Annotated in this window: 20 protein-coding genes; 18 read left to right on the plus strand and 2 right to left on the minus strand. The window is 58.9% G+C overall.

The window, feature by feature from the left end; all coding sequences use genetic code 11:
• Window positions 1-31 precede the first annotated feature (31 nt).
• From ABJ076_RS10885 to ABJ076_RS10895, 3 genes are read left to right on the plus strand one after another with little or no spacing between them, the layout of a single operon-like run.
• Window positions 32-373 carry a hypothetical protein gene (locus ABJ076_RS10885; protein WP_348190041.1) on the plus strand — a complete coding sequence of 114 codons (342 nt, stop codon included), beginning with the start codon at window positions 32-34 and terminating at the stop codon, window positions 371-373.
• A gap of 3 nt (window positions 374-376) precedes the next feature.
• Window positions 377-1,960 carry a PepSY-associated TM helix domain-containing protein gene (locus ABJ076_RS10890; protein ID WP_348190042.1) on the plus strand — a complete coding sequence of 528 codons (1,584 nt, stop codon included), beginning with the start codon at window positions 377-379 and terminating at the stop codon, window positions 1,958-1,960.
• A complete protein-coding gene (locus ABJ076_RS10895; RefSeq protein ID WP_348190044.1) occupies window positions 1,957-2,526 on the plus strand; it encodes a hypothetical protein in 570 nt (189 codons plus the stop codon). Before ABJ076_RS10890 ends, ABJ076_RS10895 begins: the two co-directional genes overlap by 4 nt.
• Before the next feature lie 584 nt (window positions 2,527-3,110).
• Here the strand turns inward: ABJ076_RS10895 and ABJ076_RS10900 are convergent.
• A complete protein-coding gene (locus ABJ076_RS10900; protein ID WP_348190046.1) occupies window positions 3,111-3,734 on the minus strand; it encodes a TetR/AcrR family transcriptional regulator in 624 nt (207 codons plus the stop codon).
• A gap of 282 nt (window positions 3,735-4,016) precedes the next feature.
• On the opposite strand from ABJ076_RS10900, the gene ABJ076_RS10905 reads away from it, so the two are divergent.
• The 14 genes from ABJ076_RS10905 (at window position 4,017) to ABJ076_RS10970 (ending at window position 22,074) form a co-directional block, all read left to right on the plus strand.
• The gene (locus tag ABJ076_RS10905) at window positions 4,017-6,077 is read left to right on the plus strand and encodes a TonB-dependent receptor (protein WP_348190048.1); all 2,061 of its coding nucleotides are present in this window, start codon (window positions 4,017-4,019) and stop codon (window positions 6,075-6,077) included.
• Window positions 6,078-6,176: 99 nt separating this feature from the next.
• Complete coding sequence (locus ABJ076_RS10910; RefSeq protein WP_348190050.1) at window positions 6,177-7,949, plus strand: ABC transporter ATP-binding protein; 1,773 nt, start codon at window positions 6,177-6,179, stop codon at window positions 7,947-7,949.
• Complete coding sequence (locus ABJ076_RS10915; RefSeq protein WP_348190052.1) at window positions 7,946-9,682, plus strand: ABC transporter ATP-binding protein; 1,737 nt, start codon at window positions 7,946-7,948, stop codon at window positions 9,680-9,682. The genes ABJ076_RS10910 and ABJ076_RS10915 overlap by 4 nt, the downstream gene beginning before the upstream one ends.
• Window positions 9,679-10,653, plus strand: a complete 975-nt coding sequence (locus ABJ076_RS10920; RefSeq protein ID WP_348190054.1) for an iron chelate uptake ABC transporter family permease subunit — start codon at window positions 9,679-9,681, stop codon at window positions 10,651-10,653. The genes ABJ076_RS10915 and ABJ076_RS10920 overlap by 4 nt, the downstream gene beginning before the upstream one ends.
• The gene (locus tag ABJ076_RS10925) at window positions 10,650-11,600 is read left to right on the plus strand and encodes an iron chelate uptake ABC transporter family permease subunit (RefSeq protein WP_348176567.1); all 951 of its coding nucleotides are present in this window, start codon (window positions 10,650-10,652) and stop codon (window positions 11,598-11,600) included. Before ABJ076_RS10920 ends, ABJ076_RS10925 begins: the two co-directional genes overlap by 4 nt.
• Window positions 11,597-12,370, plus strand: coding sequence for an ATP-binding cassette domain-containing protein (locus tag ABJ076_RS10930; protein ID WP_348190056.1), 774 nt, complete (start codon window positions 11,597-11,599; stop codon window positions 12,368-12,370). The genes ABJ076_RS10925 and ABJ076_RS10930 overlap by 4 nt, the downstream gene beginning before the upstream one ends.
• Window positions 12,367-13,350 (plus strand): siderophore ABC transporter substrate-binding protein, encoded by a 984-nt coding sequence (locus ABJ076_RS10935; RefSeq protein WP_348190058.1) that lies wholly within the window; start codon window positions 12,367-12,369, stop codon window positions 13,348-13,350. Before ABJ076_RS10930 ends, ABJ076_RS10935 begins: the two co-directional genes overlap by 4 nt.
• A 695-nt stretch (window positions 13,351-14,045) precedes the next feature.
• The gene (locus tag ABJ076_RS10940) at window positions 14,046-16,466 is read left to right on the plus strand and encodes a TonB-dependent receptor (RefSeq protein WP_348190060.1); all 2,421 of its coding nucleotides are present in this window, start codon (window positions 14,046-14,048) and stop codon (window positions 16,464-16,466) included.
• Window positions 16,467-16,536: 70 nt separating this feature from the next.
• Window positions 16,537-17,457, plus strand: a complete 921-nt coding sequence (locus ABJ076_RS10945) for an iron-siderophore ABC transporter substrate-binding protein (RefSeq protein WP_348198865.1) — start codon at window positions 16,537-16,539, stop codon at window positions 17,455-17,457.
• Window positions 17,454-18,476 (plus strand): iron ABC transporter permease, encoded by a 1,023-nt coding sequence (locus tag ABJ076_RS10950; protein WP_348190064.1) that lies wholly within the window; start codon window positions 17,454-17,456, stop codon window positions 18,474-18,476. The genes ABJ076_RS10945 and ABJ076_RS10950 overlap by 4 nt, the downstream gene beginning before the upstream one ends.
• Complete coding sequence (locus ABJ076_RS10955) at window positions 18,473-19,456, plus strand: iron ABC transporter permease (RefSeq protein ID WP_348198864.1); 984 nt, start codon at window positions 18,473-18,475, stop codon at window positions 19,454-19,456. The genes ABJ076_RS10950 and ABJ076_RS10955 overlap by 4 nt, the downstream gene beginning before the upstream one ends.
• Window positions 19,449-20,252, plus strand: a complete 804-nt coding sequence (locus ABJ076_RS10960) for an ABC transporter ATP-binding protein (RefSeq protein WP_348190068.1) — start codon at window positions 19,449-19,451, stop codon at window positions 20,250-20,252. Before ABJ076_RS10955 ends, ABJ076_RS10960 begins: the two co-directional genes overlap by 8 nt.
• Window positions 20,253-20,497: 245 nt before the next feature.
• Entirely contained in the window at window positions 20,498-21,052 is a 555-nt protein-coding gene (locus ABJ076_RS10965) for a sigma-70 family RNA polymerase sigma factor (RefSeq protein WP_348190070.1), read from the plus strand.
• Window positions 21,053-21,120: 68 nt separating this feature from the next.
• Window positions 21,121-22,074: a FecR family protein gene (locus ABJ076_RS10970; protein WP_348190072.1), complete on the plus strand. Its 954-nt coding sequence runs from the start codon at window positions 21,121-21,123 to the stop codon at window positions 22,072-22,074.
• Between the two features lie 282 nt (window positions 22,075-22,356).
• On the opposite strand, the gene ABJ076_RS10975 is transcribed toward ABJ076_RS10970, so the two are convergent.
• Window positions 22,357-23,145, minus strand: coding sequence for an IclR family transcriptional regulator (locus ABJ076_RS10975; protein ID WP_348190074.1), 789 nt, complete (start codon window positions 23,143-23,145; stop codon window positions 22,357-22,359).
• Between the two features lie 392 nt (window positions 23,146-23,537).
• Here ABJ076_RS10975 and ABJ076_RS10980 point away from each other — a divergent pair, with 392 nt between their 5' ends.
• A complete protein-coding gene (locus tag ABJ076_RS10980; RefSeq protein WP_348198862.1) occupies window positions 23,538-25,535 on the plus strand; it encodes a TonB-dependent receptor in 1,998 nt (665 codons plus the stop codon).
• Window positions 25,536-25,569 lie beyond the last annotated feature (34 nt).

Consider the following 25,569-nt stretch of genomic DNA (forward strand, 5'->3'; position numbering starts at 1 on the left):
TACGCATTTTGACAATTGATCGGTCTCTGTGATGACTGAGGGCAGTGAGAAGGGCGACACATTGGCGGGCGAGGCTGGGCCGCGGGCGTGGTTGACCCGGCATCCGAGAGCCGTGCGCTGGATCCTGTGCTGTCCGGGCGCTTTCGTGGCCTCGGCGGCGATCATGGCGGTCCTGCCGCTCTGGCTCCCGCATGGGGCGGCTGAAATCGATCATCTGGTCTTTCCGATCCTGATGTTTCCCGGGATCTGGGCAGCGGTCTTCTTCTATGCCTGCCTGGAGCGGGATCTCATCCGTGCAACCTCCGTCATCACCGCATTGATCGCTGTCACAGGCCTCATGGCGGTGTTGGCTGCGACCGGCGTATTGGGGTAAGCCGTGGCAATCATTTCCACTGAACAGACCAAACGACTGTTTGCCATCCACGGCTGGTCTGGCGCCATTCTCGGGCTGCTGCTCTATGTGGTTGTGCTGACAGGCGCTCTCGCGGTCTTCGCTGCCGAGATCGGCAACTGGGCGAATAGCGGTTCCGATCATCACGACCCGCTTGCCCGGTGGGTCGGCGTGGCGACAACCAAGGCAGCGGCGGATGTTCCAGACGAATACAAGGAAGAGATCTCGATCTCCTACGACCATTCCGGAGATCTCTGGTTCTTTTTCCATACCCACGCAAAGAACGCAGCGGGCCGCCTTGAAGATAAGGGAGTGATGGTCGCCCTCGATACCGACACCCATGAAGTGATCTCATGGCAGGAAGGCTTCAGGTCGGAGTTACCTACCGCCGACGCGGCCGACGCGCTGGCACGCTTCTTCGTCGATCTCCATATCACCCTTCACGTGCCCCACCCTTGGGGGCTGTACCTCACTGGGTTGCTTGGCTTCGTGATGCTGGCCGCGGCGATCTCCGGCTTCCTGTTGCACCGTCATCTCATCCGTGACCTGTTTCTGGCTCCAAGGCTTTCGAGCAGACTGCTACGGGCCCGCGACCGGCATATCCTCGCCGGTAGCTGGGGACTCCTGTTCGCGATTATCCTGGCCTTCACGGGGGCATTCTTCAGCTTCGCCACATCGCTCGGTTTGCCGGTCGTCGCGGCCGTTGCCTTCGGTGGCGATCAGGCGGCCATGGTCGAGGCGGTGATCGGGGCGCCGGAGGCGGAAGATCCGCGACCGGAGCTATTGGTCAGTCTGGATGGTGTGCTGCGCCAGTCGTCGGCACTGGCCGGCACCCGGACGACCTTTATATCAATCGAGCATTTCGGGCGGGTCGATGCTCGTATCTCGGTCTTCCATGAGCCGGTGGAGGGTGGATTTCGGCCGTTCCATCACTTGTTCGACGGGACGACGGGGAAATTCCTGGGCAGTCCGCCGACTCTCGGCGCCGTACCGTCCGCAGGAGACACAGTCTTCGGCGTTATGTCGGCCCTGCATTTCGGTACTTTCGCGGGCTTTCTCTCCCGGATGATCTGGTTCGGTCTTGGCTTGGCCATGGCCTATGTGACGGTCACCGGCCTGCAGCTCTGGCTGAAACGCCGCGCCGATGACCTCACATGGCAGAGGGTCGGCCGACTGGTGCTGGCGACGGTGTATGGTCTGCCAATCGCGATATGCGGTGCCACTCTCGCCTTCTTTGTATCCCTACCGTTGCAAGGAACGGGTTTCTGGACGCCAACCGGCTTCCTGGCCTCCTCCGCCGCCTGTCTGGCCACCGCATGGTGGATTGATGACGCTGACCGGCTGCGCCGTCTATGCAGGATGGTTCTTGGCGGCATGCTCTTCGCTCTTCCGATGGTCCGGTTCCTGATCAGCGGTGACGGCTGGATACGGCTTTTGAGCACTCAGAACACCGCCGTCATTGTGCTTGATTTTTCGCTTCTCCTGGCCGGCGCAGGGCTGCTCTACATGACATGCCGACCAGCCAGTGAGGCCCCATCGGCGCCAAGAGAATCCGAGGCTGCGGAATGATGACTGTGATCCTTACTCTGGCGGCAATCGCCATAAGCGCGTTGGCGGCAGCACATCTTGCGTACCACGATCCCAAGCGTCGTCGGGCTTTCTCCGAGCCGCCTCGGGAGGGGCGTCCGCGGCGTGCCGAAGCCTGGACCCTGATCTATCTTCCCGGAGTGGTGTTTCTGGTCTTCGATCAGTGGACGGCTTTCATGATGTGGATCGGTGGAGCGCCTTTGGTGTCGTGGCTGTTGGTTGCCCAGTCACCGCAATTCTACCGCTGGGCGGGCATGAAATGGAGTTCCTTCGTGGCCCGTACAAAGAAGCTTCAGCTCCGAGAATGGATGGCCGGGGTAATCTGGCCTCGGCTACTTCATGAAAAGCGGGAATGGCATACCAAGCTGCGGCTAACGAACGATGCTGACGCAGCGCAGCGAGTGGCCAACCTGGAATTGCGTGTCGCTGAACTTGAGCTAAAACTTAGCGAGACGTCACCCGTCCGGGAAGCCCCCAGTGCTGTTGATTTCCATGACGCGAGCGGGGCGACGTGGCGCCAGATGACCTCTTCCGGCGACCGTCCTTAGCGGGTGGATTAGAGCATCCGTGTCGCGCGAGGCCTGGATGGTGCGCGAGTCACTGCCGCTGTGATCTGATGGTATATGGCTTGGTAGCGGGCGACTGGGAAAGTTGATCCGGACAGCGCTCTAGATCGACCTTGTGCGCCCCAAAATGGACACTCGTTAAACGCCTGCTGCAACTTCCCTGAAGCGGATGATTGAGCAAAGCACGGGAACGGCAATTCGATTTGATTGGACACGTAAATGTAACACAGTTCGGATCCGCACTGGAACGTACCCAATTTTGAGCACTTTTCTTTCTATCGGACTCTCTGGGGGGCAGAGAGCGTCGGATCTGATTCAAGGTGATGTCTTGATCCGGAGCACTTGCTATTCATTGATGAAACAGGCGCCCGCAAGAAGATGGTGCGTCTGCGTTGATGGTCGCCGCGTGACGAGCGGTGACCATCCCCGGTCCCGCACAGCCATTGTAAAACCATGACCTTCGTCAGCCGCGTTGCGGGAAGCAAGTCGCCGATCAATTTTCAGTCATCATCCGCCATATCGCCTCTATCCAAAACGACTCTTCAAAAGCAATTTTGAATCATGCATCACAAAAAATTGGGGTCCCTTTTATCAACACCACTTATTAATGACAGGGCGCCGATAATAAGCGCGCGTACACCGAGATAATATTCATCATCGATTCTTTGTTCTTCTTTTCGGGCAATGTCCTGTTGCCGTCCGGCCTCATCATTCTGGACAGGAAGAACGGTGTCGGCCACCGCGACAGTATGGTAGGCGACTGTGAACAAGAGCCAGCGTGATTGTTCGAAGTCGATATTACAGGTCTCCGCAGTCTTGAGCTGATGGGTGTTTATTTTCTCCACCATTGCCGGTGTGATCATATCCTCACGCAGCAAGTACGGCGCAATACCGGGATTTTCCGCGACCAGTGACCACAAAGAGGCACTGAACGTCATCAGAAAAGCCTCCAGGCTTTCTCCGTCCCGCGCCTCGGGGAGTGACCAGCTCAGAAATATTTCTTCGGCAACCAGTTGCTTCAGCATCTCGAGGCCGGAGATATGTTTGTAAAGCGCCATATGGCTGACGCCGAGCTGAGATGCGACGCCGACAAACGTGATTTTCGGCAAGCCGACTTCAATCCCGGCCTCGGCGATACGTTTTCTTGAGATCTTCGGGGGCCGTCCCCGTTTAGGTTTTTGTTCACACATATTCTCTCCGTTGGCGTTCTTTCCGATGCGGCCGCATCGATTGCGCCTTAGTGCCAGCATATACCTGCGTCGCGAATTTCGACACAAAATCAACATGATCGACTGCTCGACTTTTTTAGTGTTGACGATGCATATCATGTTAAATAGCAATTAGTTTATATATATGAAACTAAATCGCCATGGGGATAAGCGATGAACGTTCGACCAGATTTCCGTCTGTTTATGAGTTTGACAGGATCATCCGGACGGAAAGGGAATTTCCCAGCGTCCAAACGAAGCTGGATGCTCGCCGTCAGCGTAGCTGCTCTTCTACCGCTCAGCGCGCTATCGGCATCCGCTCAGGGTCTCGACAAAGATGCGGGCACGGTAGCGTTGCCGCATATCATCGTAACTGGTGAGAAGGTGGAGCGGACGCTGAAAGAGACAGCCAGTTCCGTCACTGTGATTTCCGAGGACGACATCGCAGACGCGCCCTCCGCGATGACGGTTCCCGACTTGCTCAAGAACACGCCGAATGTTTTCTACACCAGCAACACCGATGCGCCGATTGTTCGCGGTGTGGATGCCAAAGGGCCGATCAATTTCGGCGGCGCATATCTGGCAAAACCCATCCCGCGTGTGACCATTAATGTCGACGGGCGATATCTTAACGCGGCAGAACTGGATTTCGGCGCTGCCGGAACCTGGGATGTCGATTCAGTTGAAGTTTACCGGGGCCCACAGACAACAAGTCAGGGTGCGAACAGCATTGCGGGCGCAATCATCGTCAATACAAAGGACCCGAGTTTCGCCACGGAATACGCGGCTCAGGCGCTTTATGGTTCTCGCAACAAAAAACGCGCGTCCTTGATGGCATCCGGCGCGCTTTCAAACGATTTTGCGGCACGGGTCGCGATCGATTACAGCGGCCGGGACACGTTCATCGACTATACGAATCCGGATTTCTCGGCGCGTGACTTTGACTTCGACTGGCAAAATCTGAACACCCGTATGAAGCTGCTTTGGCAGCCGGAGGACATTCCCGGTCTTGAAGCGAAGCTGACCTACTCGCACACAGATGTGAATCGCCCGCGGTACGAGGCGGCTTCCGAGCCCTATGATGACCTCAATAACGCCGAAGGGTATCAGGACAATCAGACATCAAGAAACAATGTCGGCATTTTTGACGTCACCTACGATTTTGCCGATGACGTTACGGTCACCAACAAGATCCAGTATTCCGTCGGAGTCTACGACTACAGATTTTCAGCACCTTTCGCCGGATCTGCGAACAGGGACAACAGCACTGTCGCAAATGAGACCCGTGTGAATTTCGGTACCGAAAGCTCATCTTTGAGCGGCGTTGCCGGGCTCTATTATTCCTATGACCTGACCAACAACCGCCTGGACAATGCCCTGGGTTCGGCAGATGCCGATCTGACCCATCACAGTGCCAGCCCGTTCGGTGAGCTGACATGGCGGTTTGCGGACCGCTGGGCACTCACAGGAGGGCTTCGGTACCAATATGACTGGATCGGACATGAAGGGGTCAACAGCTACGTCTCCGGCGCCTATCACGATTACGGCAAGGCCTTCAGTGCCGTCCTGCCCCGGATCTCTCTGGCCTATGACCTTTCGAGCAATGTGACCGTCGGAGCGTTGATCAGCCGGGGGTATGTGCCGGGCGGTACGGGCGTCAACATTCGTGGCGGAGAATACTACACATTCGAGGAGGAAACGGCCTGGAACTACGAGCTGTTTACCCGTGCTGGTTTTCTGGGGAACAGATTGTTCCTGACAGGTAACCTGTTCTACACGGAATATGAAAACGCCCAGCGATCCGTAACCGATTATCTCGACGGCATTCCGTTCGGTTCGGTCATCATCAATGCGGATAAAGCGGAAACCTACGGGCTGGAGCTCGGTGCGAGCTACAACGTCACTGATGCGATCAACATTCATGGTGGAGCAGGGCTTCTTCAGACGGAAATCAGCCAGTTCAGTGACTATCGTGGATCAGAATTCGTCGGCAACGAATTCGCCAAGGCGCCGGGATATATGTTCAATGTCGGAGCCGATTGGGACGTCACATCGGAAGTCCGGCTCAGCGCCTCGGTCCGTCACACCGACAGCTACTTCTCGAACGACACCAATGACGCAAGTCTTCGGGTCGAAGCCTACACCATCGCCGATGCCCGGGTGACCTACATGCCGACGGAGAATGTGGAACTGCTCGCCTATGCGAACAACATTTTCGACAATCGGGTGGCGACGCAGAAATACACTGATCGGACAAGTGGAGGGGTCTCCGCCTACATGGCAGAACCGCGTGAGGTCGGCCTGGCCCTGAAGCTCCGATTCTGATCAGCCTGTTCCTGTTCTGACGGCAAAACAGGGAGCCGGGGGTCCCCCGGGATCTTCGGCTCCCCGCGCTAAACACCGACACATTTATGAGCTGCACTAATGTCCAGGCCGAGCCTCGCGCATGCCGACCCGATCAAGACGTTGTTACACCCAGTCAGAAGGACGCTTGGTATCGCGGCCCTGTCGGCGGGTGCGGGGCAGGCGCTGACCCTCGTTCCGCTGGCGCTGATTGCCTGGAATGCACAGCGCATTCTGGCGGATGCCGCAAAAAGCGACATGCTCTGGAGCGCTGCTTTGGCCGGGGTGGCTTGCCTCGCACTCGGCCTTGTCCTTATCACGGTGGGGGAGTGGCTGGCGCATGTTGCCGATGACAGGGTCACCACGAAATTGCGCCGGGCACTTGCGACCAGATTGACCCGGGTTCCGCTCGGCTGGTTCACGGATCGCGCTTCAGGCGAGGTCAAGCAAGCTTTGCTGGACGATATGGATGCGCTGCATGAGTTGACGGCGCATTTCTACACCACGCGCGCCCGTTGTATCGGTGCGATTGCCGTATCCGGGGCGTATCTGTTTTCTATCGACTGGAAAATGGCGACGATATCGCTGCTTCCCTTTCCGCTTTTCCACCTGCTTTTCGGCATGGCAAAGAAATCGATCAGCGCTGATCGGATGAGGGACTTCGCGGAAGGGCAACAAGGGATCAACAAGGCTGTCGTGGAATTCGTCGACGGCATTCACGTGGTCAAGGCCTTCGGCTCTGCGGGCAAGCCACACCAGGCCTATGCACGTGCGGTCGATGCTTTTCTCAAGGGCTTTCTGAGCTTCACCCGACCGCTAGTGGCGCCGATGGCAAATGCCAACGCCCTGATCGCACCGGTGAGCGTGCTTTCTGTCGTCCTGGTTTTCGGCGCTTTGTTTATTCATTTGAAATTGATCGAACCGCTGGATGTCCTGCCCTTCGCACTGGTGGCGCCATGTATCTCTGCGCCTTTGATGCTCCTGAGCTTCCTTGCCCACGGCGTTGCGCAGGCGACCGGCGCGGCAGGCCGAGTCCGGGCCCTTATGGATACGCCTGTGCTTTCCCAGCCAAGAGAAGAGCAACAAGAACGCCCACGAGATTCCGAAATCCGGTTCGAGAACGTCTCCTACGCCTATGACGGTGCGGATCAGACCCTGTCCGGCGTCAGCTTTGTGCTTGCGCCCGGCAAGATGCTGGCAATTGTTGGAGCATCCGGTGCCGGAAAATCCACAATTGCGCGGCTGCTTTTGCGTTTCTTCGATCCGGAGGATGGACGGATAACGCTGGGCGGTGCCGATCTGCGCCGTATCGGCACGTCGGATCTCTATCGTCATATCGGCTTCGTGTCGCAGGACGTGCGGACCTTCCACGCCAGTATTCACGAGAATATCGGCCTGGGGCGTCCGGCGGTCGGGAGAGAACAGATCGAAGCTGCGGCCCGGGCGGCCAATATTCATGACCGCATTGCGGTCTTGCCGAGAGGATATGACTCGGTCATTGGACGAGATGCCGTGTTTTCCGACGGGGAGGAGCAACGTCTTTGCATTGCGCGCGCGATTTTGCTGGATGCGCCGGTTCTCGTCCTGGACGAGGCAACGTCCGCAGCTGATGCCGAGAGCGAGGCACTGATACAGGACGCGCTGTCTCATCTGGTGCGGCAGAAGAGCCTGATGGTTATCGCGCACCGGCTGGATTCCATAATGCACGCGGACCACATCATCGTATTGGACAGGGGACGGATCTGCGAGCAGGGGACGCATGAGAGTCTGCTCGCCGGCGAAGGCCGTTATGCAAGGCTCTGGGATGCCGGTTGCTATGACGCTCCGGCAGCGCAAAGGGGGGCCGGCCGATGATCGGATCGATCCTGACTATTCTCGGCCCGGACGCCCCTGTTTTCCGCCGCTACCTCTTGATGGCAGTCGGCTACGGTGTGATGAGCGGTCTTTCTATCAGTGTCCTTGTGCCGCTACTGGCCATTCTGTTCAAAGGCGATGCGAACGCCATACCCTGGCTCGCTTTCTTTTGCCTGTGCGTGATCGTCAGCTGGCTGTTCCGTCGGCAAGTTGAGAAAGCCGGCATTGATGTCGGTATCGCAGTGTTACGCGGCACACGCCAGCGCGTTGGCGAGCATGTGGCGCAGTTGCCGATAGGGTGGTTCACGCCGGAGAACACCGGACGGCTGAGCCACATGATCACACATGGGATGATGGAGATCGCGCAACTCCCGGCCCATGTCTTCACGCCTGTTTTCAGCGGTGTTGTTGTCCCTGTGGTTGTTGCTTGCGCGTTGCTCACCCTGGATTGGCGGATGGGGGCAATCGCGCTGGCTGCGCTGCCGGTTTTCGCGCTTGTGTTTCTGCTCGCTGCCCGATTGGGACGGATGGCTGACAGGGAGTATCACCGCAGTGCCGCGCATACCGGTCTTCGCCTGGTCGAGTTCGCACAAGCACAGTCAGTTTTGAGGGCGTTCGGGGCGACTGGTAGTGTCTCTACCGCCCTCGACGAGGCTTTCGACCGGCAGGAACGGGACAAGCGTAAGCTCATCTCCATTTCCATGATTTCTGTTGTCCTGAATGTCTGGCTCGTACAGACAGTTTTTGCCGCCTTGCTTTTGTTTGGAACACAACAATTCGCAACCGGATTGAGCGTGGACGCCGCGATAGCGATGATCGTGGCCCTGTTCCTGGTCACCCGGTTCGTGGAGCCCCTGCTCGACGTGGCGGGCTATGGAGACTCAATCCGGGCCGCCCGTAATCAGCTTGATGCCGTCAAGGACGTCCTGTCGACCGCTCCGATGCCACAGCCGATAACAACGAAAATTCCACGCGACGGTTCTATTGATCTAACCGATGTCCGGTTTCGCTACGGACCGGATCAACAGGAAGTCCTGCGCGGGGTCAGCCTGCATGCAGCGCCCGGATCGTTCGTCGCCCTTGTGGGCGCGTCCGGCTCCGGCAAGAGCACTATTCTGCGCCTGATCGCCCGCTTCCTGGACGTCGAGGGTGGTGCCGTTTCCGTCGGCGGCGTCGATGTGCGTGATGTGTCCGGCCCGGTTATGGCCGACCAGGTCAGCCATATCTTTCAGGATACATATCTTTTTGAAGGAACCATCGCCGAGAACATCAGGCTGGGCAGAGCGGACGCCTCCGAGGCGGAGCTGGAAGACGCGGGCAAGCTTGCCGGCGTCGACGAAATCGTGACACGCCTGCCGGACGGGTATGAAACGTCCGTTGGTGAAGGCGGCGTTCGGCTTTCGGGTGGGGAGCGTCAGCGGGTTGCCATTGCGCGTGCGCTGCTGAAAGACGCTCCGATCCTGTTGGTCGACGAAGCAACGGCTGCCCTTGACGCCGAAAATCAGGCCGTTGTTTCGGCGACGCTTGAACGATTGCGCGGCCGATGCACGGTGATCGTTATCGCGCATCAGCTTTCCACGATACAGATGGCCGACGAGATCCTGGTGCTGGAAGATGGCCGCATCGCGGAGCAAGGAACGCATGCCGACCTGGCGGCGCGCGACGGTGTCTACGCCCGTTTCCTGCAGCAGCGGCGTGCGGCCAGAGGATGGCGTATCGGGTCGGCCGCATGAGTGTGCGGGGCCATTTCTCCTCATTCGCGCAGCGTGCCGGGCTGCCGCTTTGTCTGGTCCTATTGTGCGGCACCTCGCTGGCAATCGGTGCGAACCCGCTGGATGTTGACCAGCTTTTGTCTTTTTCGGGGACGGGGTGGCTCACATTGTCGGCGAGCCGTCTGCCACGGCTGGCGGCGCTGATTCTCACTGGCGTCGGATTGTCCTGTTGCGGGTTGATTTTGCAGCAGGTCCTGCGCAACCGCTTCGCCGAACCGGCGACAACCGGCGGACTCGACGCAGCCAAGCTCGGGGTCCTCGCAGGTGTCGTCCTGGTGCCGTCTGCCGGGGCGCTTATCCGGACGGCCTTCGCGATGACATGCTGTTTCATCGCAAGTCTGATCTATGTCGCCATTGTCCGCCGGATCAGACTGCGGAATACGATCCTCATACCGGTGATCGGCCTTATGTATGGCAGCGTGCTCGGCGCGCTGGCTGAATCCTATGCCTACGCAAACAACATCGCGCAAAGCATGCAAGGTTGGTTGCTGGGTGATTTTTCGAAGGTCATCCAAGGGAATTACGAGATCATTTACGTGATCCTGCCGGTCGTTCTGGTGACTTACCTTTATGCCCGTCAGTTCACCTTGCTCGGAATGGGACAGGACATGGCGACCAGCCTGGGCCTGAGCTATCCGGCCATGCTCACCCTGAGCCTGTTCCTTGTTTCCATCACAGTGGCGGTAACGGTTATCACGATCGGGGCGGTGCCGTTTGTCGGCCTTGTCGTGCCCAACCTCGTCGCGCTTTGGCTTGGCGACAATCTGCGCCGGACCCTGCCCGTGGTCGCCATGGGGGGGGCAACGCTGCTGGTTGCCTGCGATATTCTGGGCCGGCTGATCATCTATCCGTTCGAAGTCCCCATCGGCCTAACGGTCGGCGGAATAGGAGGGACGATGTTCCTGGCTCTCATCATCTGGAAACATCGATGACGGGCCGGTCTATGCGGTTGCTCCTGTTGGTGGCGTTTCCGCTGCTGGCAGTTTTCTACGTTCTGGCAGGTTCGGACTTCGATACGGCCTATATCATTCCCAGAAGACTGGCCAAACTTGCAGCCATGATGGTCGGCGGGATTGCCGTCGCCGTGTCCTCGATCATGTTCCAGACAATTGCCGGAAACCGGATCCTGACACCGGCCGTGATGGGATATGAGTCCGTCTATCTGCTGCTCCAGTCCCTGCTGCTTCTGTTTATCGGGACCGCCAGCCTGCATCTGCTCGGGGAGATCGGAAACTATGCGGTCTCGATCCTGTTCATGTTGGGCTATTCCTTCTTGCTGCATCGCTGGATTCTCGGCCATGCGCACCGGGACATTTATTTTCCGCTCCTTGTCGGTCTTTTGCTCACCATGGTGATCGGCACTTTCACCCACTTTATCCAGCTCAAGATCAGCCCCGGTGAATTCGCGATTTTTCAAGGCTTCGCGCTAGCGTCCTTTGAAGGAATTTCACCGATGAGACTGGCATTCTCGGCGGTCTTTACCGGAGCGGTTTGCGTTCTGGTGTGGAAAACCCTCCCATATCTCGACGTGATCGCGCTCGGACGGGAGCAGGCGACCTCGCTCGGTGTCGACTATCAACGCCATGTGCGGTTCTTGCTGGCGCTTATCGCAATCCTTGTCGCGGTCTCTACCAGCTTGCTCGGCCCGACAGCCTTCATGGGGATCTTCGTCGCCAACACGGCCTATCTGCTTGCGGGGAATTTTCGGCACCGGGTCCTTCTGCCCCTTGGCAGCGTGGTTGCAGCGGTCATGTTCATGGTCGCCCAGCTCATGGTCGAGCATGTTTTCAACTACAAGACGACAATCGGTATTCTGGTAAATCTCGCCTGCGGGGCCTGGTTCCTGGTGCTGGTCGCGCGCCCCCGGACCGACCTATGATCGACGTTGAGAATCTGCACAAATCCTATGCCGGGCGATCCGTCGTTTCGGGGGTCACGGCGCATTTTCCCCGAGGCTCTATGACCTCGCTCATAGGCCCCAACGGCGCCGGGAAGTCGACGCTTCTGATGATGATGGCGCGATTGCTGCCGCCGACCAGCGGCAGCGTCTCGTTGAATGGAGATCCTGTTGCAGGCATACCGGTCGAAGAGTATGTCAAACAGGTTGCAACCCTGCGCCAGGCGCCGGATTTCAATCTCCGTCTGACTGTCGAGGAGCTTGTCGGCTTCGGCCGTTTTCCCCATAGCCGGGGTGCATTGACGCTGGCGGATCACGCCGCGATTGATCGGGCTCTGGAGGTAACGTCCCTGGGACCCCTTCGGAAGGCCTATATCGACGAGCTGAGCGGCGGCCAGCGGCAAACGGCCTTCTTGGCCATGACCATCGCGCAAGACACCGATTATCTGTTGCTGGATGAGCCGCTGAACAATCTCGATATGCGGCACGCGGTCGAGATCATGCAGACCCTTCGCGCGCTGTGCGTCGAATTCGGCCGGACTGTGGTCGTGGTCATACATGACATAAATTTCGCGGCGAATTACTCGGATCGCATCCTGGCTCTCAAGGCGGGGAAGGTCCATGCAGCGGGCCCGGTCGCGGACGTCGTGACCGAGGATCGCCTGCGGGCACTCTACGACATCAACCTGGAAATCCTCCCTACCGCGAGCGGTCGCGTGTGCAATTACTTCAACATGAGTGAAGGTGTATGATGATAGGTAAAGCCAAGTTCGGTCACACATTTGCTGCGTTGACGGGACTCTTCCTGATCGCGGCTTCCGGGACGACTGTTGTGGAGGCCCAGGCGGCTCCGGACAGTTTCGAGACAATCGAGATCCCGCACGCCCTCGGAGTGACGGTTCTGCAGGACCGTCCTGAAAGAGTGGTGGCACTCGATATGAACGAGTTGGATTTCCTCGATCAGCTCGGCGTGCCGGTGGTGGGGTTGCCGAAGGATTTCGTCCCTCATTTCCTCTCGGCATATGGCGAGGATCCCGATGTCGCGGATGTCGGGGCTATCGTGAAGCCGAATGTCGAGCGCATCTATGGCCTGAAGCCGGATCTCGTTTTGATGACTGCCTTGCAGGCGAAACATTACGAAGAGATCACGGCGTTTTCTCCCGTGCTGCATTACGACATCGATTATCGACAGAGCGGCAGCGATCACATCGAGACCGTCAAGAAACATGCGATGACGCTGGGGCGGATTTTCGGCAAGGAAGAGGTTGCGGCACAGAAGGTCGCCGGGCTCGACGCCCGGATTGAGGAGCTCAGAAATATCGCTCAGAGCCGCCCGGAACGCGCGCTCGTCATCATGCACAATAATGGAGCGTTCAGCTCTTTCGGCGCAGGCTCGCGCTATGGATTTGTGTTTCACGCGCTCGGCGTGAAGCCAGCTAATGAAGCGCAGGAGACCGGGTTGCACGGCCAGCCTGTGACCAGCGAGTTCATTCAGGCGGCTGATCCCGATATTATCTTCATCATCGACCGGACCTCCGTCATGCGGCGCCAACCTGTACTGACGGCGGCGGAAATAGAAAACCCGTTGTTGAAAGAGACGAAAGCCTGGAAGAGCGACAGGGTGGTCTTTGTCGATCCCGATGCCTGGTACGTCACCGCCGCGAGCATCACACCGCTTGAAATCATCGTCGCTGAAGTTCTCGCGGCCTATCAGAAACCTGTCGTGAGATAGTCCAGCGGTACTTATCCGGATGATCTCTTCCCGAAGATTTCGACAAAGATGTATCGGAGTTTTCGAGTGATGGCCCGTTGCATGTTCATTGGAGAGTTTGATGAAAGCGTTCCGCTTTCAGAAATAAATAGCCTGTTTCTGAAGGTAACCGGCCGCGGGTTTGCATGTGAGAGACATAATTTTCGAATTCACGGTCCACAAGAAACCTGGCCATCCTGCCTTAGAGCGTCATCCTGGAAAGTAATGTTGGACACAAATGCGACCTCATGTCTGACGGCGCCGTGATGGGTAAAGATATTTTCCAGAATTACCGATGTGCCAACGACCTGAATTATTGAGGGCCCGCATTCTTCATCGTATTCGCGCACCAGCGCGTCTCACCAGCTGTCTTCGAATTCCAACCTCTCGCCAAGCAGTCGCACGCCTTTGATGCTTCCATCGTCATTCTGAATTTCACAGCCCGGATGTTGGGCCAAGTGGCGGACGATCCGTATTTGTCGATCCGTTGCAGCAACTCGGTTCCTGCGCTTCGCTTACTGAAAGCGAGTTGAAGAGCAACTCACTGCGCTAAAAAAATTGTCTCTCACGAGTCCCTGATTGCGTCCCTCGTTCGTCACTTCAGTGAGTGGGCGTTGGTTGCTCGTTCAGACCGATTGGGGATGGCGCTGAGGAGTGCCAATGGGATGGGGGACCTGATGGATAATCGAACCGGAACTATGTGGCGATCGCGCTGGGGACGCGTGTCTCTTTCGCTTCTCGCGAGCCTCTTCATTGCCTGCAACTGGCAGGCTCCGGCCGCGGCGCAAAGCAGCGGGGACGCGGCGGAGGAGCGACAGAGCCTTTCTATTCCGCCAGGATCGCTCACCGAAGCATTGAACCGGCTCGCCGCGCAAGGGGGGCTTCAGATCCTGTTCGACGCCGCGATGACCGCCGGCAAGCAGACCGAAGGGGTCGAAGGGGCATTCACCCCGGCGGAAGCGCTCGACATCCTCCTCGCAGGTTCTGGGTTGAGTGCCCGTTTCGCCGATGCGCGGCAGGTGGTACTCGGACGGGAAGGCTCTTTCGCCGATGGTGCTGACGCGGAGCAGGCCGAAGTCGCAGCGCTGGGGCCGATCAAAGTCTATGGCGCTCGTACCACGACGACCCTTGAGGACGTCTCCGCCAGCGTCGGGGTCGTGACCGCCGAGGAGATCGAGGGCGGACAGATACGCTATCTGCAGGAATCCTTCCGACGGCTGGCGAACGTGATGGACGGCGCCTTTGTCAATTCCGGCTTCCTCATTCGCGGCATGAACACGGAAGGCTTCGTTCCGGCCGGCGCGCCAATGGGGTCGGTCTATATTGATGGCATTCTCCAGGCCCGCTACAGCGCCCGCTTCGGTGCCCGGAATCTAATCGATGCCGAGCAGGTCGAGATCTATCGTGGACCGCAATCGACCCTGAGCGGCCGCGCTGCGACCGCCGGTGCGGTCTATATCAAGACCAAGGATCCGGTGATGGCGCCGGAAGGCTGGATTTCCGGGCTGCTCGGCAACGAAAGCCTGTCCGGCGTCGGCTTCATGGGCAACGCGCCGCTGGTCGAGGATCAGGTTGCGTTCCGTTTCAGCGGCAGTCTGGAGGAGGGAGACACGAGCGTCACCTACCCAACCTATCAGGACTACGCGAATTACGACAAATTCCGGAAAGAGATCAGCCGCAATTTGCGCGCCAAAGTGCTTGTCGAGCCCAAGCACCTGCCCGACACGCGCGCCCTGCTGAGCTATTCCTATTCCGCTGACCGACCGAATGAGCGCCTGGTCTGGGAGGGCTCGGACTACACCCTTGATGACGAGCGCGGCGATGGATATCAGTTCCCGACCTATGCGGAATTCCGCGAGATCAAGGTCCACAACACCGGTCTCGAGCTGACCCATGCACTGTCTGACACGCTGATGGTAACGTCTCAGACGGGGCTGAATTACGGCGAGACCAAAAGGAGGTCCGTCGATGTGGGCACGGCGGGCTCGGTGAACGGTCTTGCCGGCACCGTCGACGACACGCTGCTGAGCCAGGAATTCCGCCTTAACTACGACCAGGATCGTTGGAGCGGTGTCGCCGGGGTGTTCGGCAGCTTCCAGGAATTCGACTCGGTCTTTGACGCGGCCCTCGACCCCTATCTTGAGCTGGCGCAGACCTTCAACCGCAAGACGACCAATGTAGCCGCCTTCGGTGAGGTAACCTACGAATTTTACCCCACCTGGAAAGCCACCCTTGGCGGACGCCTCGATTATCTCCGCGAGAAGACCGTGCAGACAGATCTGGACACCTACCCCTATGGCGGCACGCCCGTGGCCTCGGAGAACAGTGCCGTTTTCGACGAGATCAACGCGGTGCCGAAACTAGGTCTCTCGAAAGATCTGGCGCCGGGGCATGTCGCGGGTGCCACATATTCCGAAGGCTTCCGCACCGGCGGTTTCTACGTGAACAATCTAAGCCGGAAGGCGGAATACTACGGCCCCGAAAGCGCGCGCAATTTCGAGCTGTTCTACAAAGGGCGTTTCCTGGACAATCGGCTTTCGGTGAACGCCAACCTGTTCCTCACCAAATATGAGGATCAGCAGGTCGAGATCCGGCCGGACCCGAACGACCAGACCTATCGCGAGACCACAAACGCGGCCTCATCCCAGGCCTGGGGCTTTGAGTTGGAGCCGACCTTCCAGGTGGATGAGCAATTATCGGTCTTCGCTGCCATCGGTTACCTCAATACCGAGTTCGAGGAGTTCAATCACGCAAGTTACGGGGACCTCTCGGGAGAGCCGTTCCCGGAGGCGCCGGAATGGACCATCGGCTTTGGCAGCCGGTATGAATTCGAGAACGGCTTTTATGTCGGTGGCGATGCGAAATACACATCGGGCTATCTCGCGGATTTCGGGATTTCGCCGACGGACGATATCGATGCCCGCTTCATCGTGAACGCCCAAGCCGGCTTCAAGAAGGACAATTGGGAAATCAATGCCTTCGCGGAGAACCTGCTTGATGAGCGCTACTACACCTTCATCGACCGCGATGCGGCGCCGGTTTATGCGCAGATCGGACCGCGGCTCTCCTTCGGCCTCAACGCAAAGGTCAAATTCTGAGCGGATGGCTTGCGCGACTTCCAGAATGCGGGCTGCAATGCCGGCCTTCGCCTTTGCGGGCGGAGGCCGGATGGTCTTTGGTCTCTTTTTCTTGATTGCAGGGGCATTTTGCTCGGCTAGTGCAGATGCCGCCTGCGACGGGCGACTGATTTCGCGCGAGATCCTGGGGCCGCCGGTTTGCGTGCCGGAGGCGCCGAAGAGGATCGTCGTGCTCGACCCGCTTCTGACATTCGGGATTCTCTACGAACTCGGCGTGCCGGTCGTCGGAACGCCGCTAGTAGGTATTCAGGAGACGGATATGCGCGCCGAGGCCGAGCAGGCGGGTGTCGCGGATCTCGGGCATCCGTTTCAACCCAGCCTGGAGCGCATCGTCGCCCTGCGGCCGGATCTGATCATCGGCGCCTCCTATATCCACGCCAAGATCCATCAGCAGGTGGCGCGGATCGCCCCGACGCTCTTGATCGATCACATGGACTGGAAAAACTATTATCGGCTCTTGGCCGAGATAACCGGCAAGTCGATCAAAGCCGAACAGGCAATCGAGATTTACGAGCACCGGGCCGCCGCGATCCGCAAGCGGGTCTCGAAGCGAGAGGTGTCTGTCGTGCGTGTGGCGCCGATGGGGTTCCGTGTCTATCTCGACAGCCCGGCCGCCTATGCCCCCTACGCTGTCCTGCGGGAGGCCGGGGTGACCCGGACGCCCTACGAGACCGCCGCGGGAGACGCCATCGTCAAGCGTCCCGACTGGGAAGAGCTTGGCGCGCTTGATGGTGACATCCTGCTCTATGTCGTTTTTGCGGGTCTCGATCCTACCAAGGATGATGCTCTCGAAACGATTACGTTGGCGAACCCGCTCTGGCAGGCCTTGACGGCAGTAAAGGCCGGAAAGGCCTATCGGGTTGACCGGGCCACATGGATGGGCTTTCACGGGATCGCCTCGGCACACCGCGTTCTCGATGCGATCGAGAGCTTTATCCCGATGGCGCGATGAGCCCGGCGCGTTGGCATTTCGGCAGAGAGACGGGTCGCGTCTGCGCGCTCGTCACGCTCTCGCTCCTGCTGCTCGCTGTCTCGATCTGGAGCGTTGGACAGGGGACGACAGGCATCCCCGTCGCGGAAGTGCTGCGGGCGTTCACCCACTTCGACGGCTCATGGGAACATTTGGTGATCATGAATGTTCGGTTGCCGCGGGTTCTGGCCGGGTTACTTGCGGGCGGAGCTCTTGCCGCGGCAGGAGCGATCATGCAGGCCGTGACCGCCAATCCGCTGGCTTCTCCCGATCTGCTTGGCGTCAATGCTGGTGCCGCCTTGGCCGTGGTGGTGGCGCTTTCGCTGTTCGGGGTGAGCTCAAGCGCGGGCCATGTTTTGTTTGCTTTCGCTGGGGCCGGCGCAACAGCCATCGCCGTCTATCTACTCGGCACGTCAGGGCGCGGCGGTAATGTCCGGATCCGGCTCGTGCTGGCTGGCGCAATCCTGACGACCTTCTTGATGGCTCTGACCGTGGCTGTCCTGATTTTTGACGGGGCAACCCTCGACGCGGTGCGCCAATGGACTGCCGGCTCACTCGTCAATCGCTCCATGGCGCAGGTCGAGGCTGTGCTGCCTTTCATGCTCGCAGGCCTCGCGCTGGCGCTTCTCGCCCGGAGGCAGATAACGACATTGAGCCTCGGGCCAGACGCTGCTCGCGGCGTGGGCCAGAACCCGGCGCTTTGGCTTGGCCTCTCCTTGGTTATCGTAATCCTGCTCGCGGGCGGAGCCGTAGCGTTGGCCGGGCCAGTTGGGTTCGTCGGCCTCGTCGTCCCGCACATTGTCCGCGTCCTCAACGGGACGGATTATCGCTGGATCATTCCGTTCTGCATAACCGGGGGAGCGCTGCTTGTCGTCGCGGCGGATGCCGGGGCGCGCATCATGCTCAAAGGCGCGGACCTGCCCGTCGGCATTGTCGTCGCGCTGCTCGGCGCTCCCTTCTTCCTCTGGCTGGTCCGCGTTCGGGCCCAGGCCCTGGCATGATCCGCATCAGTGCCGGATTATGCATTGGTCTGGCGGCGCTTGGCCTTCTCAGCCTGACGAGCGGTGAGTACCGCATCTCGCCGGATGACATCCTGACGGTGCTTGCAGGCGCGCCGGAAGCTTTGCCGACCGGAGTGGAGATGATCCTTTTCGACTTCCGGATGCCAAGGTTGATCCTCGCGGCACTGGTCGGCGCGGCCCTTGCAGTCGCGGGCACGGTCGCCCAGGCGATATTGCGCAATCCGCTTGCTGAACCTGGCATTCTCGGGATCAATGCCGGCGCGGCGCTCGCGGTCATGGCCCTTGCGGCGTTCGTCGAGAACGCCTCTGTCTCCCTGCAGCCCCTGGCCGGATTCCTCGGTGCCCTGGCGATGGCGGCGGCGATATTTGGGATTGCCTGGAAAGACGGAACGACCTCGTTGCGGATCATCCTGATCGGCGTCGGCCTGAACGCGCTGGCCGGTGCCGGCTCTGCCTGCCTCGCGAACTTCGGCAACGCGGACGATGTGCAGCGCGCCATGATCTGGATGGCGGGAAGTCTGCATCACGCCCATTGGGAAGATGTGCGGCGGCTTACCTTCTGGCTCGCAGTCCCTTGCCTCGTCATCATGCTGGTCTGGCGCGAACTCGATCTTACCCGGTTCGGGGATCTTGTTGCACGCGGCCTTGGGCAGCCGGTGGATCCGATGCGTGCCCTTATGATCCTTTTATGCACGCTCGTCTCCGGTGCGGCGGTCGCGGCGGCGGGGTTGATCGGATTCGTTGGTCTGGTGGCCCCGCATGTAGCCCGCCGTCTGATCGGTCCCGGACATGCGCGCCTTCTGCCTATATCCGCCCTGATGGGCGCTGTACTGGTGGTCGCCGCAGATCTCGTCGGCCGGGTCATGCTAGCGCCGGCCGAGCTTCCCGTCGGCATCGTCACGGCGCTGGTCGGGGTGCCATTTTTCGCCTATCTGCTCTGGAGCTGGCGCGATGCCTGAGGTTGACGAAATGCCTGAAGAAATCCTCAGCACTCGCAAGATGACGCTGGGTTATGGCGCCAATACGGTCATACGCGATCTCGATTGCGCAATACCGGCGGGCGCCTTCACAGCGCTGATCGGGCCAAACGGATGCGGCAAGTCGACCTTGCTGCGCGCATTGGCAGGCATGTTACGGCCCCGTTCGGGGCAGGTCTTGCTCGCGGGGCGTTCGGTGACGGCCTATCCATTGAAGGACCTGGCAAAGAGGATCGGCATCCTCGCGCAGGGGGCAGTTGCTCCCGATGGGTTGACGGTGATCGATCTGGTACGCCAGGGACGCTATCCCCATCGTACATTGTTCGGGCGCTGGTCGGCTGGGGACGAGACGGCCTCCGAGGCGGCGCTCGGGCTGACTGGCATGTCGGAGCACCGCGACAGTCGCGTCGACCGGCTCTCGGGAGGGCAAAGGCAGCGCGCCTGGATCGCAATGACCCTGGCACAGGAGACCGAGATCCTGCTTCTCGATGAGCCGACGACCTATCTCGATCTGGCCCATCAGATCGAGGTTATGGATCTGATGCGACGGCTCGTTCTCGAACGCGGAAAGACGGTCATTGCGGTTCTGCACGATCTCAATCAGGCGGCGAGATATGCCGATCGCGTCATTATGATGGCGAACGGCCGGATTTACGCAGAGGGGAGCCCGGCAGAAATCGTCACCGCGCCGAACATCGAGCAGGTCTTCAACGTGCGTTCGCGCATCGTGCCGGATCCGGAGACGGGCACGCCGATGTGCGTTCCGGCGTCTGTATAGAGGGCGAGGTTTTTCATCGCGCCGGAAAACGCAGCGATGACGACCGATGGCCCCGTATTGAGATTGCGACGCATACTCGATTAATGTAGTTATATTTTCAGGAGTGGATATGCGTCCGATCGAGAGTTCATCAGAAAACAGACGACGGGCAGCAAAGGACTTTCAAGGAAACCGCTCAAACAGGTTTCCGGTTCTGGCGGCCATGTTTCTGTCCTTCACGAATGCGTCTGGACGATGTCACCGCCATGCCTTCAATTTCCAGCTCAATAGATGATTTCCACGGTCTGGATGACGGCGATCTGCTGAACTCCGCGATCGAGGCCTATTACGCCGACATAGCGAAGGCCGTAGGGCGGAGAAGCCCGGCGCGGACCGGCGCGCTGGACATCGTTCACGATCTCTATGTCAAACTCGCGGAAAACCCGGAAGTGCTGCGCGACAAGAGGTCGATCAAGGCCTTTCTGTGTCGCGCTGCTGTAAATCTGGGCATCGACCGTTATCGCCGGGAGGCTTTTGAGGCGACGATTTTCTCCAGCATGGGAGAGGAGGTGACGGAGCTCCCGGCTACGGCGGCCCTCGCGCCCGACAGAGGGCTTGAGATCAAGGCCCGCATCGCTGTGTTGCGCGATGCCATCGGCGAGCTGCCGCCACGACGGCGCGTGGTTTTCGTCCTCCACCGGCTCGACGACATGCCGCCGGAGGAGATTGCCCGCAAGCTGGGAATCTCGCGCAATATGGTAGACCGGCATCTGAGACGGGCTTTCGCCCATTGCCTCGACCGGCTCTTGCAGATGCAATAATACAGAAGTCTCTAATTGAGAGGCTCGTTCGTCTAATGGATGAGGCAACGATCCCTCCGGGAGATGATATGCAGAAAAGGCGGCTTACTCGCACCGAGCGGAAGCGCCATCTCGAAGTCGCAGACTGGCTCCTCAGGAACCGGTCCGGCGCCGGGACAGCGGACGATAGACAGGCATTCGTGACGTGGCTGGATCAAGCACCCGAAAACCGCGCGGCGTATGAGGCGGCCGAACGGGTTATGGGGGAGGCATCTCTTGCCATCAAGTCGGACCCGGCGCTGGAAACTTTCCGCGCCGTGCCGGCACGGCACGGCCGGAAGGCTGCCGGTATCGTGGGCCTGCTTGCTCTTTGTGCCTTTCTCTTCACGTTCTTCGACGGGCGGGTTTATTTCGAGGCCGATGCAATTTCGGGCCCGGGCGAGGTTCGGGAAATCGCGCTTGAGGACGGCTCGAAGGTTCTGCTCAACGCCTCCTCGGCCATCGTCTACGATTATTCCGATTCCCGCCGTACGCTTCGACTGCTGCGCGGGCAGGCCCATTTCGACGTGGCGCGCGACCCGGGCCGTCCCTTCACTGTGGAGGTGGGAGATGTACGGGTAACTGCGTTGGGAACGGCCTTCGATATTCGCAAGGGCAAGAAAGCGACCTCCATTGCGGTGCTGCATAATGCCGTCATGCTGGAAACGCCATCGGACCCAGGGCTTCGTATTCGCCTCGATGAGGGCGAGTTGGTAAGTCAAAGCGCGAGCGGCCGCTTCGGCGGGATCTCGAAGGTCGATCCTGCGTCCGTGCTCGCATGGCGCCGAGGACAGCTCGTGGTCGACAATGCGGATCTTGCCCAAGTGGCCGAAGAAATAGAGCGGCGTTTTTATGGCCACGTTCTCTTCGCCGACAGATCCCTTGGAGACCGGAAGGTGAGCGGGACCCTCGTCGTTTCGGAAACCGATGCGGCTTTGAATTTCCTGGAGCAGGCACTCGGTGTCAAATCCATCAAGGCCGGTCCGCTGATCGTTCTTTACTGAAACCCGCTCATGCATTGATGATCCGTGTCGCGAGCGGTGCTTCGATACCTGACAGGCACGATGGTCTTTTTCGCACCCTGCGACCCAAAGCCGACGTTCTATCTATGCTGCAGATCACGCGCCGATTGTAAAGAATTGGAGCCGCACCGCATTCTGCACCTGCTAGACGAATCCCTCGACGCGCTTCTTACGGGGACTGGACAGCGCGAGCACTTAGTCTCCGCGATCGGCTCATCGAAAATCACCAAGACGGGCGGCCTCTAAACGGGGAGCACTTCAAATCTAACCGCGTAATGTAAATCCACCGGTCTCTCTAGCCACCTCTCTGGCGGTCTCGAAGAGGGCTTCCGCATCCTTGGGGTTACTGATCTGTCCGAGATTTGTCACCGTGGTCATCGCGCAGGCAATCTCCTGCTGTGCATCGAAAACCGGAACTGCCTGGCCGGTGATTTCTGGCAGGAGATGGCTGGTGAATTTGGATCGGAACGTCGTGCGGATCTGGTCCAGTGTCTGTTCCGATGGCGGTTTACCCCGGAAGGCGCGGGGTTGCAGGCGTCTCGCTACCTCGATCTGGCTGGCCGGCAGAAAGGCCTGAAAGACATGGCCGCAGGCGGAATTGTCCACCGGCAGGATGTCGCCAAGGCCGACGGAGCTGATCGAGAAATATGCACTGCGGTACCAGCGAACCAGGGTTGGCCCGCGTTCGGTCCAGATGGCGACGCCGGCGCTGGCCGCGACACGCCCCGCCAGGTCCTTCATATGCCGGGCGGCAATTTCCACCGCGTCCGTCCGTTTCAGTGCGGCAATCCCGACACTGAGGGCGGTCGGGCCCAGATCATAGAAGCCGCTGGCCGGGTCCTGGGTGGCCAGTCCCTCCTTCACCAGGCTTTGCATATAGCGGTGCGCTGTGGAGCGGCCGGCATTCGTTCGGCGTGCGAGTTCCGCCAGTGCAAGCGGCTCCTCGGCATTGGCCAATGTTTTCAGGAAACCGACGGCGATGGAAACGGACTGGATGGTTCCAGGTCTCTTTCCGTTGGCCGGTAACGCGCTGCTTTCGGATGTCTGGGGCATGGCTGGGTGAGGACACCCGTCTCCCGGCAATAAAAAAGGTCAAGGATCGGGTGCGCGCACTGCAGTGTCACCACCATCGTCCCGATTTGCAATGTGCCTCCATTCCCGACAGCACATTAGCGGTCAAACCTAGTCAACGGTTGGTCTGCAATCAAGTTTCAACCCGGTCTGATTGCCGCCCGGTGCACTCACGTTGCGAAAATGATACAGCGTGAAATAGAACAAAAATCATCCCAAATTATGGGATGCATTCTGACATGCGGTATGCAATACGATAATGATTATCATTATCGTAGGGCGATGAGGAAATGAAAACACGTTCGTTGAAGTGGTTGCTCGGCAGCCTCACTCTTGTACCCTTTGCGTGTGCGATGCCGGCCGGCGCGCAACAGGTGTCTGACAAACCGGAGCAGGCGGTCACACTGCCCCGGATCGTGGTGACCGGCGAGAAAGTCGAACGGAGCCTCGAAGATACTGCGAGCTCGGTGGTGGTGTTTTCGGAAGCGGATCTCGCTGAAAAGAGTTCCGCAGTGACTGTCACGGATGTGCTCAAGAGCGTGCCGAACCTGATCTATACCGATACGATCGGAGCACCGGTGATACGTGGTCAAGATACACAGGGACCCAATTTCGGCTCCACGGCGTTCTTCGCCGGCACGATCCCCCGCGCGACGATCAATCTCGACGGCCACTATATGAATTTTTACGAATATGTCTTCGGAGCCACGTCGATCTGGGATGCTGAAACCATTGAGGTTTTTCGAGGTCCGCAGACGACATCACAGGGCGCGAACGCAATTGCCGGTGCGATCATTGTGAACACCAAAGATCCGACCTTCGTGCCCGAAGGCGCGTATCAGGCGGAGTACGGAAGCAACAATCGCACCCGTGCTTCACTGGCGGTATCGGGCCCGCTTGTGGAAGATCAACTCGCCGCGCGTCTCGCTGTCGACTATTTCGGGCGTGATACCTTCATCGATTACACTAATCCGAACTTCGCCAAAGGCAGTACTGACCAGGATCTGGAGTCCTTCAATCTTCGTGGCAAGGTCTTGCTGGTCCCGGAGAATGTCGAAGGCCTGTCTGCGAAGTTTACCTACGCGCGGATCTACAACAATAGTCCTACATACGAGACGGCGAGCCCTCCCTTTGACGATCTTGACAACGCAACACTGTCGATGCCGAGCTGGGAGCAGAACACGAACACCGGCACACTCGATATCGATTATGACTTCGAGAATGGCTACAAGATCTATAACCAGTCGCAGTACTCGGACATGCATGTTGATCGCGTGACTGAGCCGGTGACGAATGGCTCGGCGGAAGTCGACCAACAGAACGCGTCTAATGAGACGCGGCTTACCTGGGGCGATTCTGGTGCCACATTTAGCGGTGTCGCCGGACTGTATCTTGCCCGCACGACATCGGAAGACATCCTATTCATCCGAGGCACGTCAGAGTTCGATGACGAGAAAAACCATCTCGGCCTTTATTCCGAGATGACATATCGTCTGACGGATCGTTGGACCGTGAGTGGCGGGTTGCGATACCAGCGTGACTCCATCGAACGGAGCGGCACATCGAGCTATGCCTCCGGCGCGCTCGATTATGACAAGACCTTCGACGCCCTGCTCCCGCGGGCCTCACTTGCCTATGATCTGACTCCGACGAGTACGGTCGGTGCCATGGTCAGCCGAGGATACAATCCGGGTGGCATCAATCTGAGCTTCACGTCACGTGACTACGTCAATTTTGAAGAAGAAACTGTCTGGAATTACGAGTTGTTCGGTCGGACACGGCTTCTGGACGGCCGTCTGGGTTTGTCGGGGAACCTGTTCTACAGTGACTATAAGGACTCGCAGAGACTGATGCCGGACTATCTTGACGGTGTCCTCTACGGCAGTATCGTCGTCAATGCGGAGAGCGCAGAATCCTATGGCCTTGAGTTGGCAATGGATTATCTCGTGCGTGACGATTTACGCCTGCGGGGCGGGATCGGCCTGATGAAATCGGAGATCGGTTCTTTCTCTAGCGTCGACGGTGTCGACTACACCGGCAATGAGTTCGGGCGGGCGCCAGCCTATATGGTCAACTTAGGCGCGGACTGGGACATCACCTCGGAAATCCGGCTGAGCGGTGATGTGCGGCATACAGACGGTTACTATTCGACGGACGAGAATGACCAGAACTACGAGGTCGATAACTATACTATCGCCGACGTGAAGCTGTCATACGCACCGCGTGAGTATTTGCAGCTCTATGCCTTCGCTAACAACGTCTTTGATGAGCGGGCAGAGAGCTCTCTCTATGATGATCGTTCGGTTGGAGGCATCGTCGCCAATATGGTGGAGCCGCGGGTCTTCGGGATCGGATTCAAGGGTACTTTCTGATATCAGCAACCGATTAGAATTAAGGCTGCGTGCT

The organism is Nisaea sp. (genome assembly GCF_039990255.1).
Lineage (GTDB): Bacteria > Pseudomonadota > Alphaproteobacteria > Thalassobaculales > Thalassobaculaceae > Nisaea.